The organism is Streptomyces sp. AP-93 (genome assembly GCF_022808175.1).
GTDB lineage: Bacteria > Actinomycetota > Actinomycetes > Streptomycetales > Streptomycetaceae > Streptomyces.
The window spans coordinates 18,618-35,224 of record NZ_JALGBX010000013.1; the positions used below are offsets into that span (position 1 = coordinate 18,618).

General features: G+C 71.9%; 15 protein-coding genes and 3 pseudogenes. 9 read left to right on the forward strand and 9 right to left on the reverse strand.

Translation table 11 applies throughout. The features are described 5' to 3' along the window. Positions 1–21: 21 nt before the first annotated feature. Positions 22–927 carry a transcriptional regulator CynR gene (gene cynR / locus MTF69_RS21745; protein ID WP_243336735.1) on the forward strand — a complete coding sequence of 302 codons (906 nt, stop codon included), beginning with the start codon at positions 22–24 and terminating at the stop codon, positions 925–927. Here the strand turns inward: cynR and MTF69_RS21750 are convergent. Next, positions 912–1,967: an AraC family transcriptional regulator gene (locus tag MTF69_RS21750; protein ID WP_243336737.1), complete on the reverse strand. Its 1,056-nt coding sequence runs from the start codon at positions 1,965–1,967 to the stop codon at positions 912–914. The genes cynR and MTF69_RS21750 overlap by 16 nt on opposite strands. A gap of 323 nt (positions 1,968–2,290) precedes the next feature. On the opposite strand from MTF69_RS21750, the gene MTF69_RS21755 reads away from it, so the two are divergent. Then, positions 2,291–3,100 (forward strand): alpha/beta fold hydrolase, encoded by an 810-nt coding sequence (locus tag MTF69_RS21755; RefSeq protein ID WP_243336739.1) that lies wholly within the window; start codon positions 2,291–2,293, stop codon positions 3,098–3,100. A gap of 20 nt (positions 3,101–3,120) precedes the next feature. Here the strand turns inward: MTF69_RS21755 and MTF69_RS21760 are convergent. Further along, positions 3,121–3,435 (reverse strand): annotated as a pseudogene (locus tag MTF69_RS21760) (peptide-N4-asparagine amidase); the annotation flags it as partial. A 511-nt stretch (positions 3,436–3,946) separates the two neighbouring features. Then, entirely contained in the window at positions 3,947–4,375 is a 429-nt protein-coding gene (locus MTF69_RS21765; protein ID WP_243336741.1) for a hypothetical protein, read from the reverse strand. A gap of 499 nt (positions 4,376–4,874) precedes the next feature. Here MTF69_RS21765 and ppk2 point away from each other — a divergent pair, with 499 nt between their 5' ends. Beyond that, on the forward strand, positions 4,875–5,906 hold the full coding sequence (gene ppk2 / locus MTF69_RS21770) for a polyphosphate kinase 2 (protein ID WP_243336743.1): 1,032 nt from the start codon (positions 4,875–4,877) through the stop codon (positions 5,904–5,906). Positions 5,907–5,992: 86 nt separating this feature from the next. Here the strand turns inward: ppk2 and MTF69_RS21775 are convergent, their stop codons facing one another. Continuing rightward, a complete protein-coding gene (locus tag MTF69_RS21775) occupies positions 5,993–7,543 on the reverse strand; it encodes a CYTH and CHAD domain-containing protein (RefSeq protein WP_243336746.1) in 1,551 nt (516 codons plus the stop codon). Positions 7,544–7,644: 101 nt separating this feature from the next. Beyond that, a pseudogene (locus MTF69_RS21780) lies at positions 7,645–7,728 on the reverse strand (cysteine hydrolase); the annotation flags it as partial. A gap of 342 nt (positions 7,729–8,070) precedes the next feature. Between MTF69_RS21780 and MTF69_RS21785 the strand changes: the two are divergent. Further along, entirely contained in the window at positions 8,071–8,697 is a 627-nt protein-coding gene (locus MTF69_RS21785; protein ID WP_374323517.1) for an FAD-dependent oxidoreductase, read from the forward strand. A 136-nt stretch (positions 8,698–8,833) separates the two neighbouring features. Here the strand turns inward: MTF69_RS21785 and MTF69_RS21790 are convergent, their stop codons facing one another. Next, the gene (locus MTF69_RS21790) at positions 8,834–9,262 is read right to left on the reverse strand and encodes an STAS domain-containing protein (RefSeq protein ID WP_243336747.1); all 429 of its coding nucleotides are present in this window, start codon (positions 9,260–9,262) and stop codon (positions 8,834–8,836) included. A gap of 299 nt (positions 9,263–9,561) precedes the next feature. Then, positions 9,562–9,765 carry a hypothetical protein gene (locus tag MTF69_RS21795; RefSeq protein WP_243336749.1) on the reverse strand — a complete coding sequence of 68 codons (204 nt, stop codon included), beginning with the start codon at positions 9,763–9,765 and terminating at the stop codon, positions 9,562–9,564. Between the two features lie 202 nt (positions 9,766–9,967). Between MTF69_RS21795 and MTF69_RS21800 the strand changes: the two genes are divergently transcribed. Then, positions 9,968–10,243, forward strand: a complete 276-nt coding sequence (locus tag MTF69_RS21800) for an isoamylase early set domain-containing protein (RefSeq protein ID WP_243336751.1) — start codon at positions 9,968–9,970, stop codon at positions 10,241–10,243. 221 nt (positions 10,244–10,464) lie between these two features. Here the strand turns inward: MTF69_RS21800 and MTF69_RS21805 are convergent. Beyond that, positions 10,465–11,223 (reverse strand): annotated as a pseudogene (locus tag MTF69_RS21805) (peptide-N4-asparagine amidase); the annotation flags it as partial. A gap of 471 nt (positions 11,224–11,694) precedes the next feature. On the opposite strand from MTF69_RS21805, the gene MTF69_RS21810 reads away from it, so the two are divergent. The 3 genes from MTF69_RS21810 (at position 11,695) to MTF69_RS21820 (ending at position 15,290) form a co-directional block, all read left to right on the forward strand. After that, positions 11,695–12,420, forward strand: coding sequence for a DUF4232 domain-containing protein (locus MTF69_RS21810; protein WP_243336752.1), 726 nt, complete (start codon positions 11,695–11,697; stop codon positions 12,418–12,420). Between the two features lie 96 nt (positions 12,421–12,516). Beyond that, complete coding sequence (locus MTF69_RS21815; RefSeq protein WP_243336755.1) at positions 12,517–14,103, forward strand: serine/threonine-protein kinase; 1,587 nt, start codon at positions 12,517–12,519, stop codon at positions 14,101–14,103. 101 nt (positions 14,104–14,204) lie between these two features. Continuing rightward, entirely contained in the window at positions 14,205–15,290 is a 1,086-nt protein-coding gene (locus MTF69_RS21820) for an IS630 family transposase (protein WP_243336757.1), read from the forward strand. Here the strand turns inward: MTF69_RS21820 and MTF69_RS21825 are convergent. Next, positions 15,287–15,715 (reverse strand): DUF2809 domain-containing protein, encoded by a 429-nt coding sequence (locus tag MTF69_RS21825; protein ID WP_243336759.1) that lies wholly within the window; start codon positions 15,713–15,715, stop codon positions 15,287–15,289. The genes MTF69_RS21820 and MTF69_RS21825 overlap by 4 nt on opposite strands. A 191-nt stretch (positions 15,716–15,906) precedes the next feature. Here MTF69_RS21825 and MTF69_RS21830 point away from each other — a divergent pair, with 191 nt between their 5' ends. Next, on the forward strand, positions 15,907–16,563 hold the full coding sequence (locus MTF69_RS21830) for a 1-acyl-sn-glycerol-3-phosphate acyltransferase (protein ID WP_243336761.1): 657 nt from the start codon (positions 15,907–15,909) through the stop codon (positions 16,561–16,563). The last annotated feature ends 44 nt before the right edge of the window (positions 16,564–16,607 follow it).

The window sequence follows — 16,607 nt, forward strand, 5'->3', positions numbered from 1 at the left end:
ATGCCATCTATACTCGATTGCATGGCTCTGGAACTCCGTCACCTGCGCTACCTGCTCGCCGTCGCCGAACACGGCAGCTTCACCCGCGCCGCCGAAGAACTGCGGATCTCCCAGCCGACCCTGTCCCAGCAGATCAAGCAGCTCGAAGGCACCGTCGGCGTCCAGCTCCTGGACCGCACCGGCCGCGGCGGCGTCCGCCTCACCGATGCCGGCGAAACCTACGTCCACCACGCCCGCCGGGCCCTGCGCGACCTCGCCGCCGCCGAACGCGCCGTCCACGACGTCGCCGACCTCTCGCGCGGCCACCTCAGGCTGGCCGTGACGCCGACGTTCACCGCCTACCTCGTCGGGCCGCTGGCCGCGGAGCTCCACGCCCGCCACCCCGGCATCACCCTGGACGTCAAGGCCATGGCCCAGGACCGCATCGAAACAGGTCTGCTCGCCGACGATCTCGACCTCGGGATCGCCTTCGACGGCCCGCACCTGCCCGGTATCACCGCGACCCCGCTGTACGCCGAGACCCTGAGCCTCGTCACCGCCGCCCGGCCCGCCGCCGGTCCGCAACCACCTTTGTCCGTAGCCGGTTTGGCGGACCGTCAACTAGCTCTACTCAGCGGGGATTTCGCCACGCGAGGTCATATCGACGCCTACCTGGCCGGGCATCGGGTACGGCCGCGCATCGCGGTGGAGGCCGATTCGGTCCAGACCCTCACCGAAATCGTCCAGCGCACCGACCTCGCCACCGTCCTCCCCGACGCGGTCACGGAGGACCACCCCCACCTCGCGCCCGTCCCCCTCGAACCGGCCCTGCCCACCCGCACGGTCGCCCTCCTCCGGCGCGAGAACGCCTACCGGAGCGCGGCCGCAGGCGCGTTCACCCGACTCGCCCACCACCACGTCCGAGCCCGCGGCTACACCCCGGCCTGAGCGGCGTCGCCGCGCCCCGCGCGGCGCAGGGCGGCGGGCGTGCTGCCGTACCAGCGCTTGACGGCCCGGCGCAGGGCGCGGGCGTCGGCGTAGCCGCTCCGGGCGGCGATCGACTCGACGCTGAGGTCGGTGTCGTGGAGCAGCCGGGCGATGTGGTCCCGGCGTACGGTCTCGACCTCCTCGCTCCACGTCGTTCCGTGCTCTTCGAGGCGGCGCTGGAGGGTTCGCGCGCTGATGGTCATGCGCCGCGCCACGGAGGACAGCGTCGGCGCACCGTCGTCGTGGGCGGATGCCAGGGCGGTACGGAACAGATCCAGCCAGTCGTGCAGCGGGATCGCGCTGGTGAGGGTCTGCTCGGCGTGCCGGCGGAGCACGGCCGACAGTCCCGGCTGGGCGTGTGGCGTCGGGGTGCTCAGGTCCGCGGTGCGGAAGGTGATCGAGCTGGCCGGGGCCTCGAAGTCGATGTTCCGGGTGCCGTAGAGCTCGATGAGGCCGTCGTGCCGGAAGGGCGCCTTGGCGGCGAGTGAGACGTGCAGGGGAACGAGGCGACGCCCCGCGGCTTCGCCGAGGCGGCGCCGGTACAGGCCGAGGGCGTAGCCGCGGATGCCGCAGGCCGCCTCGTGGGCCATGTCGGCCCGGTTGACGTGGCTGATGGTGACGCGTCCGCCGTCCTCGGTGATCCGCATGCCGTCCGTCAGGGGGTCGGCGACGGCGGCGAAGTGGGCCGCGGCGTCCCGGATCCCCTCGAGCGGAGTGGGCGCGGAGGTGATCAGGTAGTCCCAGACCCCGAGGGTGCCGATGCCCGACTCCTGTGCCAGCAGCACGGACATCTCGGTCCAGGGGGCCTGGACCGTCGTGAGCTCCGCGATCCGGATGGCCGTCGCCGAGGGAATGCGGCACAGGTCGTCGTTGAGGTGCTGGGGCGCCGCGCCCAGCAAGTGGGCGAATTCGTGCGGGGATGTGCCGACCAGCCGCGCGACGCTGACGCTCAGACGGGCAAGGGCGGAGGAGGTTGTCCCCTGATGTGCATGCGAGACCACAGCGGTTGAGCATAGTCCAGCCCGAACTGCCAGGTGATCGTGGGGGTTAGGGGCCCGCTGTCCCCAACATGGCGCGCAGGGTCCCCCCGTGGCGCGATCGGTCCCCTTGCTGGCGCGTGGGGCCATGGGGGAGGTGAACTGCCCTGCCCTAGTGTGGCGATCGTTCCCGCACGGTACGGACGGCACGCACGGCACGCACGGGCACGGACGGAGCGAAGCCCTCCCACGGGGGTGGGGGGCTCGCGGTCCGGCCGCACGCGGCCGGCTCCAGGGCTCCGTGCCCGCCGCGCGGGACAATGGAACCGAATGGTGGGGGAATCGACATGTTCACGGTGGTCTCGTCCGACGGCACGGCGATCGCCGCCGAGCGCCACGGCGCCACGGGCCCGGTACTCGTCCTCGTCGGCGGCACCTTGATGACCCGGGCTCGGCACGCGCCGCTCGCCGCCCTCCTGGCAGACGAGTTCAGCGTCGTCAACTACGACCGCCGGGGCCGCGGCGACAGCGGCGACCACCCCGACTACGCGGTGCAGCGCGAGGTCGACGACCTCGACGCGCTGATCGAGCACGTGGGCGGGCCGGTGCTGCTCTTCGGGATGTCCTCCGGAGGAGTCCTGGCCCTGGAAGCAGTGGCCCGCGGCAGCTCGGTCAGCGCCCTGGCCCTCTACGAGCCGCCGTTCGTGGTCGACGGGACCCGCCCGCCGCTGCCCGCCGACTACGTGGACCGCGTGGAGGCCGCCCTGGGGAGGGGGAGCGCCACCGAGGCGCTCACCCACTTCCTGACCACGGGCCTGGCGATGCCCGCCGAGGACATCGCCAGGATGCGGAACACCCCGGTCTGGGCCGCCTGGGAAGCCGCCGCCCCGACCCTTCCCTACGACGGCCGGCTGATGGCCGGCACCATGTCCGGGCGGCCGCTGCCCACCGACCGGTGGTCCTCGGTGAGCGTGCCCGTCCTGGTCGCCCACGGCGGCGCGGGTGACACGTACATGGCCCGCGCGGCGAAGGAACTCGCCTCCCACGGCGAGAACTACACCCTGCACACCCTCCCCGGCCAGAACCACGCCGTGGACCCGCAGGCCCTGGCGCCCGTGCTGACCGCCTTCTTCAACGGCCTGACCCTGGACGCGTAGCCGGCCGGGGAGGGCCGCGCTCAGCAGCGGCGGCGGTCCTGGGTGACGACGCCCTGGGCGGTGGCCACCGTGCGGTCGTAGCAGCCGCCCGGCACCCCGGTCCCGTACAGCCGGTAGCGGGCGGAGGTGGTGGCGACCGCGTGCCGCTGGTCACGCGGAACGTTCGCGGTGTAGGTCGCGTCGCCCGTGTACCGGTCGTCGAGCCGGGACCGGCCGGTCTCCCGGCCGCCGCGCAGGGTCACGGTGTCCGCGCGGTCGCCGAGCGCGAGGACGGTGCGGAGCCGGTCGCCCGCACCGAGGGTGGTCTCGCCGTCCATGGTGTACGTGCGGCTGGTCACCGCCAGCAGGGCGACGTTACGGCGAGGCGCCAGGTCTTGGACTCTCCGGCTGTCACGGACGGCTCTGGGTGGTCTCGCTCGAGGCTGCGGCCGGCTTGCGGTCTGTCGCGCAGGCCGGGGCGGGACGTTGTGGGTGGTCAACAATGCGCGGCGTTGAAGCCGCCGTCGCTACGTGCGGCCAGGACGTGGCTCACCGGCTGGCCAGAGGTTGCCCATCCCGTGGATCGTGCCCTGGGACGGGCGCTGTTGTGGGAGGTCCTCTGCCGTGCTGTCCGTGATCTGCGGCTACCAGTTCTCCCCGCGGGCCCCTGCGTCGGGGGGAGGCCTTCGTCTTCCTCGCGGCCACGGCGGCGAGCGTCGGAATCCCCCCGCGTAGGCGAGGAGGACCCGGGGCACGATCGGAACACCCCGCGTCGGTGAAGAGGCCTTCGTGCACCCCTCGATGCTCGCAGAGAGCGTGGACGGGGAGGACGTGGCCGCGGTTGTACTCGGCGTCCACTCACCTGTGTCAAAGCTCGGCTCGCGTGGCGGACTGGGCGGCCCGTACGGCGAGGTTGGCCGCGTCCTCTACGAGCGGCGCCGCCGGACCTCCGCCGCGGGTCAGGGTCCAGCCGCAGAGCGCCGCCCAGGCCAGCGCGGCCGAGGCCGCCTTGGCGCGCTCGGTCCGGCGGGCCAGGAACGTGCCGAAGAGCAGCGCGTCCCCCGCGTCGATGGCCACCCGGCACAGTACGGCCGTGCGCAGCGCGCTGCCTGCGGGGACTGTGACCATGGCCGCGCCGATGACGGCGTCGCGGACGCCAAGGGCGCGGATCAGCAGTGCGGAGGAGCCCTGTTCTGCCAGGCCGCAGGGGCGGGCCGGCACCTTGGGTCGGCAGGCGACCGCCACGCCGTACCCGACGGTGGCCACGCCCATCACCCGTCCCGCTGTGGTGTGCATCCGCGATCACTCCGTTTCATTGGTTCTGGCTCATCGGGTCCCGGCCGACCGACGGCTACGGGCCGTGCGGGCGGTCTTGCTCCTCGCGGCCGGTCCCCGGGCGCTGCCGCTTGGCCTCGTGTCCGCCGGCATCCGCTTCGTCGTCGCCCCCGTCGGGACGACGGACGACGGCTTCGTCGGCCTGTCAGCAGGCCTTGCGGTCGCCGCTCTCCCCCTCGGCCTCGGACGGGGTGGTGCGCGGGTGACTCCGGGAATTCTCGTGTGCCGTCATCTCGTCCTCCTTCGATGGTGCCGTCTCTCGGCGACTACCCCGCGCTGTCGCCCTCAGACGCTTCGTGCGCCCCACAGCCGGGCCGGGGTGTCCGTCGGCTGCGGCGCTCCGCGGGTGGCCGCAGCGTTCGCGACGTCGACAACCACCTGGTCCAGCTCGGACCAGTGGCCGTGCTGCTCTGCCCACCGGGAGGTCGTGTGGTGGAGTCCGGTGGGGTAGGCACACGGTATGGACACAGGCGGAGTGCGGCAGCCGGACGGCGAGGACTTGCTGGCAGGGCTGAGTGTGGATGATCGCCGTCCGGAGCAGCCGGTGCTGCTGGACGCGGAAGGGGCCCCGATCCGTACCTGGCGGGAGAACTATCCCTACGACCGCAAAATCCGGCGCGGTGAGTACGAGCGGACCAAACGCGTCCTGCAGATCGAACTCCTGAAGCTCCAGCGCTGGGTGAAGGAGACGGGAGCCCGGCTGGTGGTGATCTGCGAGGGGCGGGACGCCGCCGGGAAGGGCGGCACGATCCAGCGGTTCACCGAACGCCTCAACCCGCGTGGTGCCCGGATCGTCGCCCTGGACAAGCCGACCGAGCGGGAGGCCGGCCAGTGGTACTTCCAGCGGTACATCGCCCATCTGCCGACCGCCGGTGAGATCGTCTTCTTCGACCGCTCCTGGTACAACCGCGCCGGAGTCGAGCGCGTGATGGGCTTCTGCTCCCCGGCGCAGAACGAGCTGTTCCTGCGCCAGTGCCCCGTCTTCGAGGCCATGCTGGTGGCCGACGGGATCCTCCTGGTGAAGTTCTGGTTCTCCGTGTCCCGCGCCGAGCAGCGCACCCGGTTCGCGATCCGTCAGGTCGACCCGGTGCGGCAGTGGAAGCTCTCGCCCACGGATATCGCTTCCCTCGGGCTGTGGGACGCGTATACGGCTGCCAAGGTCGACATGTTCCGGGCCACCGACACCGAGCACGCACCGTGGACCGTCGTCAAAACCAACGACAAGCGGCGGGCCCGGCTGGAGGCACTCCGCAGCCTGCTGTGGCGCACCGATTACGACCGGAAGGACACCGCGGCCGTGGGGCAGCCCGACCCGCTGATCGTCGGTGCCGCCGACACCCTCCTGGAAGCTGGCGAGGAACCCACCGATCTTTCCCCCACCACGCTTGCCGGCCCCGCCCTGGGTCCCGGCCTGCACCCTCACGGCCTCCGCGAGGAGCGGGCGCCCTCGACCGACGCGGATCGATCCGGAAGCACCCAGAGCCCTCGATGACGGGACGAAGTGGATGCCCGCAGCCTGTCCGGTATCCCGATGCCCTCGCGCAGGGCCCGGCTCCGACCGCCTCAAGCAGCGGGCCGTCAGCGGTAGAGCGCCTTCAGTCGAGTTGCGGTGCGCACGCGCGCCCAGGTCTCGGGGAGCCTGTGCTCGCAGTCGGCGGCGGCTGCCCGCTCCTGACCGGCGAGCAGACCCCACGTGAAGCCGGGCTCCCCCGCGGCGTGCGCGGACACCGCCAGGCTTCGCAGCTCGTCGCCGGCCACGACGCTGTCATGGTGGGCGCCGGCCAGTCTCTGGACGGCTTTGGTGCGCTTGCTGAGGCGTTCGGCGGGCTTTCCCAGGGCGGGTCGTGCAGCTTCCGCGGCGTAGCGGAGTCTCTTGGCCGTCTTGCGGGCGTTGTGGATCGCGGCGCCGCGCTCAGGTCCGGGGGCGAGGTCCAGCGCGGGGCCCATCCTGCGGGCCAGTCGGCCGTAGTCCTTGCGGAGTGCTTTGACCATGACCTTCTCCGGTTTCCCGGCCGCCTTGGCGCGGAGGGGCGGGTCCTCGGTCAGGTGCTGCAGCGCGTCGAGCAGGCGCAGGTAGCGGCGCGAGGAAAGGGCTTGAAGGGTGCGTCGACGCCCTTCGTGCCCTTCGCGCGCGTCCCACAGCTCGAGGCGGGCGTTGACGGGGCCGAGGACCTGTTCGCCGGGAAGTTCGCGCACTGCGGCGGTGAACCTGTCCCGGAGTACCTCGTGGTCGCGCTCCACGCCCAGCTCCCCGGCCAGCCACTTCAGTTCCCGTCGGAGGGGGTCGGTGGCCTCGCGGGCGAGGACGGAGCGATAGGTACGCAGGCATCCGCGCAGGCGACGGATGCTGGTGCGCATCTGGTGTACGGCGTCCGGCAGTCCGCGACGGGCAGCGGGGTCGAGATCCCTGAGGGTGGCGGTCTGGTGCCGCAGGTAGGCCAGCACGTGGTCGCCGGCCGAGCCGGCGGCGACCCCGGCGGCAGTCGCCCTCTCCGCCTCCGGCTGCGGCTCTTCAAGGGACGTCGTCGTCTCTTCCAAGGCACGGATCATCTTGGACGGGCTGCGCGATCGTTCCAGGCCGCTGTGCCGCAGAATCTTTTCGATTCCGTCCAGTAGGGCGTGGTCGGCGCCGTCGGCGAGTTCCACCTCCCTCTCCGTCCATGCCGTACGGGCACCGGCGGTGAGCAGCGCGTCCGCCGAGACGGCGTCCACGCTGAGCTCGGCGAGGATTTCTCCTCCTGCATCGAGGAGGTGGTGCACGGTGCGGGTGGTGAGGATCCGCATCACTGGGCGCAGTGCCGCACCGCGGGTACGGGAGAGGACCAGATCACTCAGTACCCCGGGAATGTCCCCTGATGACAGCGGGGCCCGGACTTCCTCGCGGCTGTCGTCCGTGAGCGGCAGTTTGAGGTGCCACCCGGCGTCCGTGCCGCCTGTCCGGCGCCGCAAGGTCGCACCGGTATGGGACAGTCGCAGGTCGTCGGTGTCGTAATAGACGGCTTCCAGCTCTTGCGTGCCGCCTCCCACGAGCGAGACCACCTGGTCGAGGCCGGTGAGGCTCTGCGGCCACGAACAGTCGTCGGACGCGGACTCGTATGTGCGCTCTGTTTCGTGTGTCGAAACGGCCATACAGATCGCCTTGACGAAATCCGCGGTTTCAAACCTCTGCTGCCGAGACCTGCACGGTGGAAGCATCCGACCGCGGCCGCCCTGCGAGGATTGCGAAGCGCCCGTACAGAAGGGATGAGCAGGTCGGCGTCGTCGTGGTCGTACGTGTTGGGCATGTCGATGATGACAAGAGCGGTCTTCGCCATGGATTCCAACCTGCCAGTCCCACCACCGCAAGTGCGGAAACCCGGCCGCGGACGCGCGGCGACGAGCCAGGACTCGTCTCGCCCCTGTGGCTTCACGCAGCCATTCCAGGAGACCCGGTATGCCTACGCGCCGGGCGCGCTTGATCCCCTGGCGACCTCCCGCGGGACCGCGTGCATCAGGGTGCGTCCCCCTGGGCAGGCGCCGGATATGAACCCGCTACCTGACCGAGGCCGCTCCTATTGGGCCCGGACGGCCGCGTTGCCCTCCTTCGCGCCCGTGGCAGGGGACACGATGGCGGACGTTGCTGTCATCGGCGGTGGAATCGCAGGGCTCAGCACGGCATGGGAACTCACCCGGCGGGGCAGAGCGTGGTCGTGCTGGAAGCGAACCGGGTCGCGGCAGGTGTCACGGGCCATACGACGGGGAAACTCACCGCCCTGCACACCGCCGTCTACGACCCCCTGCGCACCAAGCACGGGGACGACGCCGCCGGCCGGTACGCGGCGTCCCAGAGCACCGCCCTGCGGCACGTCATCGAGGTGGCCGACACACTCGGTATCGACTGCGAACTGGAACGGCGCCCCGCCGTCACCTACAGCGAGCGCCCCGAGGCAGTCGAGGCGCTGCGCGCGGAGGCGGAGGCTGCCCGGTCCGCGGGCCTGAGCGCCTCGTTCGTCACGGAGACCGGCCTGCCCTTCCCGGTGGCGGGCGCCGTCAGGGTCGAGGACCAGGCCCAGTTCCATCCACTCAAGTACCTTCGCGGCCTGGTCGAGGACATCGCAGCACGCGGCGGCCGCGCTTTTCGGATCAGAGGGTCTGGAGTCCAATCCCCGGCACCGACCCCGACACTTACGTCGCGCACCGCATCTCGGGCCGCCCCCACCCGCCACCGCGCCATCGCCACCGTCCACGCCCCCGCCGACCACATCCGCGCTCGTACCGTGGCCTGGCCACCCGCATCCAGTTGAAATGAGAGTTTGCCGGGCATCTCGGCGGGGTTGATGTCGAGGCGCCGGGCGACTTCAAGCAGGACGGTGACGGGCAGGGTGTCGTCTTCGCGGAACCCCCTGGAAAGGCTTGCCTGCCGGTCTCACGGACCGCCGATCACAGCCTTCGCCGGGACAGGGCCGCATGGACCGGCTCGGCCCCGGCGGCGCGGTGGGTTCCCGCGGCGTCCCGGAGTGTGCGGCTCAGCGGGCTGGTGGGTTTGGAGCGGGGCTCGCCGTGCCCGTCTGATGGGTACAGGCTGTCGGTGAGGTCGAGGAGCCTGAGGGGCTGTCGCTGCCAGTTGGACGCGAAGACCGCGGTGCCTCGCTCCTCGGCGCGACGGGCGAGGTCGACAAGCCGGTGCAGGCCCGTGACGTCCATGAACGTCAGGTGCTGCATGTCGCAGCAAAGCACGTCAACGTCCTCGTCGAAGGCGGCCTGCACGTCGTCGAGAGCGGATCTGGTGTCCAGATCGAGTTCTCCGGCCAAGGCCACGTGCACGGTCGGACCGTAGCGCCTCACCGTGATGCCGAAGTCGCATTCCATGCCACCTCACCTCGCCGCGATCCACCGACTCGATGCGCGCCCGCCCGGCTCCGGGGCAATGGCCTGATGGGAGGAGCAGCCCTGAGCCCACACCCACCAAAAGCCCGCCCGGGGAACTCCCACGGGCTCACAAGGCGACGGTTCCAGGGCCCGGCCGGCGGGCCCTGACGTCCAAGGGGCCAGGGTTCACCCCGCAGGCCCGGCCTGGTGTCCGGGCACGTGACAGGACCCCGCCGCTGACTGGTGACTATGGGCCCGGCGGGGTCCTGCGTGTGTGGGGTGTGATGGTCAGGCCGTTCTCAGCGTTCTTCGTCGCGCATCTCGTCCTCGCCGCGCTCGCGGCTCATCTCCTCCTCGTGACGCCGCTTGAGCTCCTCGGGGCTCTTCCCCCGCGCGGCCTGGCCCGCCTCGGGGTGAACAGGGTCCTGGCCGGTGCGCCGCGTGCGCTGCTGCTCCTCGCGACCCTTGCCCGGCTCCTGGCCCTTGTCCTTCATACCGCCCATGACCGCGACTCCTATCCGATGCGTGGATGAAGATTCCGCACACCACGATTACACGCTAAGTGACATATCGCATCACTCATGTCACCGAGTGTGGCGGCCGGGTGATGTCAAGGCCACGGAGGCCGGGTCGGCGTGCGGTCGACGGTGCCTGCCCCGACGATGACGTCGTACCCATCCGCCGCCAGTCAGGAGGCCCACCCCCATGCTGGAGCGCACGCTGAAGAAGGACCGCACCGAGGTCACCTTCATCCTTCCCGCCGACACCCCGCCCGGCCCGGTCAGCGTGGTCGGAGACTTCAACGACTGGCAGCCCGGCGTCCACACCCTCAAGACCCGCAAGGACGGCAAACGCGCGATCACGGTCGCGCTGCCAAGCGCAAGCGTCCACTCGTTCCGGTATCTGGCAGCCGGGGACTACTGGTTCAACGACGACAGCGCCGGCGACCTGGACGGCCCCAACAGCCGCCTCCACACCTGATCCCCGCGGAGGCGTGACCCGGGACAGGACCGGGCCGTTGGCATCGCAGACCGCGCTGGTCCAGGATGTCGGCCAGGTCCTCCAGGGCGGTACGCAGGATGGTTCCGGCGGCGCGGACGTCTCGGTGGCGCGCACCTGCGGCCTGGTCCGCGGTGCGCATGGCGTATCCGATGTGGCCGGCGAGGGAGGTGCGGTCGTCACCGTCGTGGAAGTAGTAGGACTACGGTCAGGTACCAGTACTCTTCGCACCCGCCGCCGGAGCCCGTGGCGTAGACCTCGGCGAGGAGGCGCTCCGTATTGCGCGGGAGGGTGACGGCCGGGGTGGTGAGCGGGAGGACCCGGTCCGGGGGGACGGCCCGGTCCGGCGTGCGGCCGGCTCCCGTGCCGCCCTCGGCCGCGTAGAACGTCAGGGTGACCTTGACGTCGATGACACCGGTGTAGGTGTCGTTCACGACATTGCCGATGAGCATCTCGACGGGCTGAGGGCGGCTCAGGGTGTCGCGGTACTGGCTGATGTCCTTCTCGACGGACCAGGCGATGCCGTCCGGCGAGGGCTGGGGGGTGGAGGTGCGGAAGAGCTCCACGCCACCGACGGAGAGGTGGCCGAGGCGGTCGTACTGGCGCCCCTTGACCTTGCCGTCGAGACGGAGCACCACCTTCGCCCAGTCGGCCGGGCCGCAGGCGGTGGGAGGCGCATAACCGCCCCGGTACGGGGTGAAGTCGCGGAACTGCGCCTCGGCGAGGGCTACTTGACAGGACCGGGTCGCGGGCCGGGCCAGGGGCGGGGCGGCGGTGAGCGGATCGTGCCAGTCCGTTCCGAACTCGGCGGGCGGCTGCGCGCCCGTCGCCGCCGCTGCGGGGGCCGCGTCCGGCGTGGGCGCGCCGCCGGGTCCGGCCGCTGCTGCCGGGCCCGCGGCCGTGAGGGTGGCGGCCGCGAGGGCGAGCGCGCCGAGCGCGCCCGTGAACCTGTGTCGTCTCATGGGCCCGCAGCGAAACCCGGCCCGGCGCGGGGGCGCCAGAGCCGTGCCTGCGCCCTGGCCGGATCCCGTCGCCGAGGGGTGGCAGGCAGCGGTCCCACCGCCGCCGCCCGCGTCATAGCTTCCCGAAGAGGACCCCGCGCCAGGTCCATCCCGCGCCGAGGACCGCTTCGCGCAGCGGGTGCCGGTGGGTTTGTCGAAGAGACCCCTCGCACCACCCGGCGGGGGTTTACGGCCGTCGCCCGGTCGGCCCGTCGTCTGACCGAAGCGTGCCGTTCTTGTCCTTGCTTCGTAACGGGCGTCTGACGCCACTCGGATGAGGGGAATCTGCTCATGCAGGCCGGACGGAGTGCCGGTACGGAGCAAGGCGGAGGCCATGGCGGCCCCCCGCCGAACCTTTCGTGGCCACCGCGGCCTGCGCTCATCATCGGGAGTCGACAGCGGCCGCGTAGGGCCGATCAACGGGGGAACACCATGAACACTGCCGCCCGCACGAGCCACAGGGGCTGGAAGACGTACGTCATCGGGGCCGCGACGGCCACCGCACTGCTCGCGTCCGCGGCGTGCTCGCCGAGCGGGGGCGACGGGCCGGGCGACGGCAAGCCCACGGCCCAGCCGAGCAGCCCGGGCACGACGAGCCCGTCGAGCACCCCGAGCGCCACCGGCTCCCCGAGCACGCCGAAGCCCGGCGGCACGCCCTCGGCGAAGCCGAGTCCGGGAGCGACCGACACGGGCGGCAGCGGAGGCGGGGCCGTCGCCCTCTGCGCCCCGGGCGACGTCTCGGTCACCACCAGCACCGAGGACGAGAAGGGCCAGAGCGTCCGGCGCATCCTCCTCACCCTCACCAACACCAGCAAGAAGGCGTGCAAGGTCTACCACTATCCCCTCGTCCAGCTCGGTGACGCCCAGCGGCTGGTCCCCGAGATCAAGGAGAGCGCCCCGACTCCCGGGACACCGTTCGAGACCATCACTCCGGGCAAGCAGACGCACGCCGCCCTGCTCCTGAACGGCCCCATGGACGAGGCCCCGGCGAAGACCATGACCGTCCAGCTCCAGGACCGTGAGCCCGGGAGCAAGTTGGGCGCGCCGGTCAAGGTCGCCTTCCCCGGCGTCGACACGGTGTACTACAACGACTTCGCCAAGGTCACCCACTGGATGACCGCCTCGGGTCTCGCCCTGCGCTTCATCATGTCCTCCTGACGGTCCGGCCCCCGGGCAGGTCCTCTAAGGTGGCTCCACCGGCCGGTCCGTGCGTCCCACGCGTACGGACAACGGCCTTGTGGACAGGGGGAGTCGGTGGAGTCACTGCGGCCCGGCGACCCGCCGGAGATCGGCGGGTACCGCCTGCTGGCACGACTCGGCGAGGGCGGCATGGGCGAGGTCTTCCTGGCCCGTACGGCGTCCGGCCGGCCGCTGGCCCTGAAGACCGTCCGCCGGGAACTGAGCGGCGACGGCGACTTCGCCGCCCGCTTCGCGCGGGAGATACGCGCCAACGACCGCGTACGTTCGCCGTGGACGGTCTCGGTGGTCGACTTCAGCGCTCCGGGGGCGTCCCCGCAATGGCTCGCCACGGAGTACGTCGCCGCGCCCTCCCTCGGCGAGTGGGTCCACCGGCACGGACCGCTGGCCGAGCCGGCCCTGTGGAGCCTGGCCCGGGAACTCCTCGCCGCGCTCGTGGCCGTACGGGCGGCGGGCGTGGTCCACCGCGACATCAAGCCGGGAAACGTGCTGCTCGGCCGGGAGCGGCCCTTCCTCATCGACTTCGGCATCGCGCGTGCCGTGCACGACCCGCGCCACACCCGGACGGGAGCGGTCATCGGCACGCCCGGATTCCTCGCGCCGGAACAGGCGACCGGATCCGTGGCCGAGGCCCCGGCGGACGTGTTCTCGCTCGCCGCGGTCCTCGTCCACGCTGCCACCGGCCGCAGCCCCTTCCTGGCCGACGGCGAGGAGCCGGAACTCCCCGGCCTCCTCTACCGGATCGTGCACGACGAGCCCGCCCTCGACGGAGTCCCCGAGGGGCTCCGTTCCCTGCTGGGGGAGTGCCTGGCCAAGGATCCGCAGGAGCGCCCGACCGCCGACGAGGCGCTGGCCAGGGTCGGCGCGTCAGGGGAGGACTGGGGCGGGTCGCTACCGTCTCCGCTGGCGGCGGAGACGAACCACCGGGAGGCCGGCCTACGCCGCATCCTTGCCGCGTCCGAGCCGCTCCCCGCGCCGGTGCCTGTCCCTGCCCCTGTGCACGTGCCTGTGCCCGTGCCCGTGCCTGTGCCCACGCTTCCCCCGGCACCTCCCGCGGCGTTCGCGGCGACCCCGCCGCTGCCCTCCGTCCTTCCCGCCGGGCCACGACGCGCGCCCTGGGTGCCGGGTGCGGCCGTCGGCGCCGCAGCCCTCGTCGTCGCGGCCACCCTCGTGATCAAGATGCCTTGGGGTGGGGGCGGTGGCGGTGGCAGGGACGGATCGGCGACCCCGTCCGCTTCCGCGTCGGCGATACCGCGGTCGTGGGTCGGTACGTGGACCGGCACCGGACCCGGGACACCCGACGCGGACGGAGTCGCGAGGGCCAGGACGGGCGAGTTCTCCGTCACGGTCACGCTGCATTCAGGATCCGTCGGAGACCTCGTGGGCCGCCAGGTCAGCGAGGTGAAGGAGGTCGCCACCGGACGGAACCTGGGGTGCACGGAGGCCCTGGAACTGCGGCAGACGACCGGGGACAAGGCGGTCTTCGCAGCAGTGACCAGCCATCCGACCGACCCCGCGGCCACTTTCGACTGCCCCAAGAACAACCTCTACGTGCTGACCCTGGCGGAGCCCGACCGGCTGATCCTGGAGGCCGAAGGGGCCCAGTCCGCGGGCGCCCCCGAGGCGCTGACCCGCAGTCGTTAGTGATCCGGTTGTGAGTTCGTTCGGCACCACGTGAGTCGTGTTCCGTACCAGTTCCCGGATTCGGCTGACGGGTGCTGGTCGGCTTCGGTCTGCTGTGGTTTGTGGGTGACAGCAGGCTGGAGCCGCTGGTCTTGAGTGAGACCGAGCGGCAGGTGTTGAACAACTGGGTCAAGCGCCGCCAGACCGCGCAGGGTCTGGCCCTGCGGGCCCGGATCGTGCTGGCGTGCGCGGAGGGCGGGCCGAACCTGGCGGTGGCCGCCCGACTGGGCGTGAACCGGGGGACCGTCACCAAGTGGCGGGCCCGGTTCCTGCGGGACCGGCTGGACGGGCTCGCGGACGAGCCACGGCCCGGGGTGCCGCGGACCATCACGGATGCCCAGGTCGAAGAGGTGGTGGTCCGCACCCTTGAAGAGACCCCCGCGGGCGGGACGCACTGGTCCAAGCGGGAGCTCGCCAAAGCCGTGGGGATCTCTCCGGCGAGCGTGCTGCGGATCTGGCACGCCTTCGGCCTGCAGCCGTGGCGGACCGAGACCTTCAAGGTCTCCCCCGACCCGTTTCTGATCGACAAGATCCGTGGCGTAGTCGGCCTCTACCTCGCCCCGCCGGCCAACGCGGTGGTGTTCGCAGTGGACGAGAAACCGCAGATCCAGGCCCTTGAGCGGACCGCGCCGGTGCTGCCGATGCTGCCTGGAGTCCCCGAGCGTCGAAGTTTCGACTACGTCCGGCACGGCACCGTCGATCTGTTCGCCGCGTTGAACACCGCGACGGGCAAGGTGATCACGAAGCTGTCCGCGCAGCACCGGGCCGTGGACTTCCGGGACTTCCTCGACGAGATCGACCGCCAGACCGACAAGGGCCTGGCGGTCCACGTGATCTGCGACAACCTCTCGGCCCACAAAGCACCGGTGGTGCACAGGTGGCTGCTCGCGCATCCCCGCTTCCAGCTCCACTTCACACCCACGTACTCGTCGTGGATCAACCAGGTCGAGCGGTGGTTCGCCGAGCTGGAACGGCGCTGCCTCGAACGCGGAGTTTTCTGCTCCCTCGACGACCTCAAGGCCGCACTCGAGAACTGGATCAAGGTCTGGAACGACGAGGCCAGGCCCTTCCAGTGGACCAAGACCGCCGACCAGATCCTCGACCGCATCTGCCGCTACTGCTCACGCATCTCCGAACCAGATCACTAGGCCGTCTCCGGCGACAGACGCCGCGCCGCGGTGTGGCCCAGCCAGCCGACGGCCGCGCCGACCGCGTACCAGAACAGGTCGGGCGGATTGAAGGTGGACCCGAGGACGAGGCGGGCGACCGCGCTGTGCCGGGAAAGCTCCGCCGGCACCCCGGTGAGCTGGAGGAACTCCACCGTCCAGCTCACCGCGAGAGCGCCCGCGGCAGCCTTCAGGGCCGTCACCCGCGGCAGGGCCAGCACGATGAAGGCGAAGATCAGTACGGTGTACAGCGCGTCCCCGCCGTACTTGGCCAGGCCGCCCGTCGCCACGGCCCGTAGACCCAACCCCGCGCCGACGGTCACCACCACCGCAGCGGCTGCCGCCAGACGGGTCCGGGCCCGGCGGGGTCCGCCGCGGTCACGACTCGCAGGCACGTAGGTGGTCACGGGGAACACATTGCCAGACGGCCGCCGCCGCCCTCCTCCCGGCCACCGCTCCTGCTCCCGCTCCTGCTCCCGCTCCCGCTCCCGCGTCGGCTCGAGTACCCAGGCGGGTTGAGTAGGGCGACTCATGCCGGACCGGGCGGCGGCCGACACGCTGGGGGCACGTAGACCGCACTCCCAGGAGGTTCGATTCCATGATCAGCCGCGTCGCCGCCGCCCTGGCCCCGGTGTTCGGGCGGATGACCGTCTCCGAGGACGCGTCGGGCCCCGTCGTCGGCGGGACCATCCTGGCCGCCAACCACACCAGCCTGGCCGACCCCGTCATCGTGGTCGCCGCCCTGCGCCGGCTCGGCGTCGACCCGGTGATCATGGCCACGGCCGGACTGTGGCGGGTCCCGGTGCTCGGCGGCGCGCTCGCCCGCGAAGGGCACGTCCCGGTCCACCGGGGAACCGCCCGCGCGGCGAGTTCCCTCGCCGACGCCGCCGAGGCACTGGCGGCGGGGCGGTGCGTGCTGATGTACGGGGAAGGCGGCATCCCCGCCCGCCGCGACTCCGGGGAAGCCGCGCCCCTGCCCTTCCGCAGCGGCCTGGCCCGCCTCGCCCGGGCCACGGGAGCACCCGTCCGCCCCGTCGGCCAGGCCGGCGCCCGCCGTGTGAGCTCCGGGACGACGGCCAAGCAGCTCGCCGGAGTCCTCACGGCCCCGGTCCGCAGGCCACGCCTGCACGTCCACGTGGGCGCGCCCCTGTTCCTGCCGGACGGCCTCTCCGAGGCAACGGCCGCGGCCCACGGGGCGGTCACCTCGGCCTGGCGGACGGCGCTCTCCGGGCTCGCCGGAGCCGGCCGGCCGTAAGCCGCCCGGAAACCCCGCTCCGCCGGGCCCCGTCAGCGGACCGG

Excerpts from the sequence above, each read along its gene's own strand:
- cynR (WP_243336735.1), top strand. The coding sequence starts at position 22 with ATGGCTCTGGAACTCCGTCACCTGCGCTACCTGCTCGCCGTCGCCGAA.
- MTF69_RS21755 (WP_243336739.1), top strand. The coding sequence starts at position 2,291 with ATGTTCACGGTGGTCTCGTCCGACGGCACGGCGATCGCCGCCGAGCGC.
- MTF69_RS21765 (WP_243336741.1), bottom strand. The coding sequence starts at position 4,375 with ATGCACACCACAGCGGGACGGGTGATGGGCGTGGCCACCGTCGGGTAC.
- ppk2 (WP_243336743.1), top strand. The coding sequence starts at position 4,875 with ATGGACACAGGCGGAGTGCGGCAGCCGGACGGCGAGGACTTGCTGGCA.
- MTF69_RS21775 (WP_243336746.1), bottom strand. The coding sequence starts at position 7,543 with ATGGCCGTTTCGACACACGAAACAGAGCGCACATACGAGTCCGCGTCC.
- MTF69_RS21785 (WP_374323517.1), top strand. The coding sequence starts at position 8,071 with ATGGGAACTCACCCGGCGGGGCAGAGCGTGGTCGTGCTGGAAGCGAAC.
- MTF69_RS21790 (WP_243336747.1), bottom strand. The coding sequence starts at position 9,262 with ATGGAATGCGACTTCGGCATCACGGTGAGGCGCTACGGTCCGACCGTG.
- MTF69_RS21795 (WP_243336749.1), bottom strand. The coding sequence starts at position 9,765 with ATGGGCGGTATGAAGGACAAGGGCCAGGAGCCGGGCAAGGGTCGCGAG.
- MTF69_RS21800 (WP_243336751.1), top strand. The coding sequence starts at position 9,968 with ATGCTGGAGCGCACGCTGAAGAAGGACCGCACCGAGGTCACCTTCATC.
- MTF69_RS21810 (WP_243336752.1), top strand. The coding sequence starts at position 11,695 with ATGAACACTGCCGCCCGCACGAGCCACAGGGGCTGGAAGACGTACGTC.
- MTF69_RS21830 (WP_243336761.1), top strand. The coding sequence starts at position 15,907 with ATGATCAGCCGCGTCGCCGCCGCCCTGGCCCCGGTGTTCGGGCGGATG.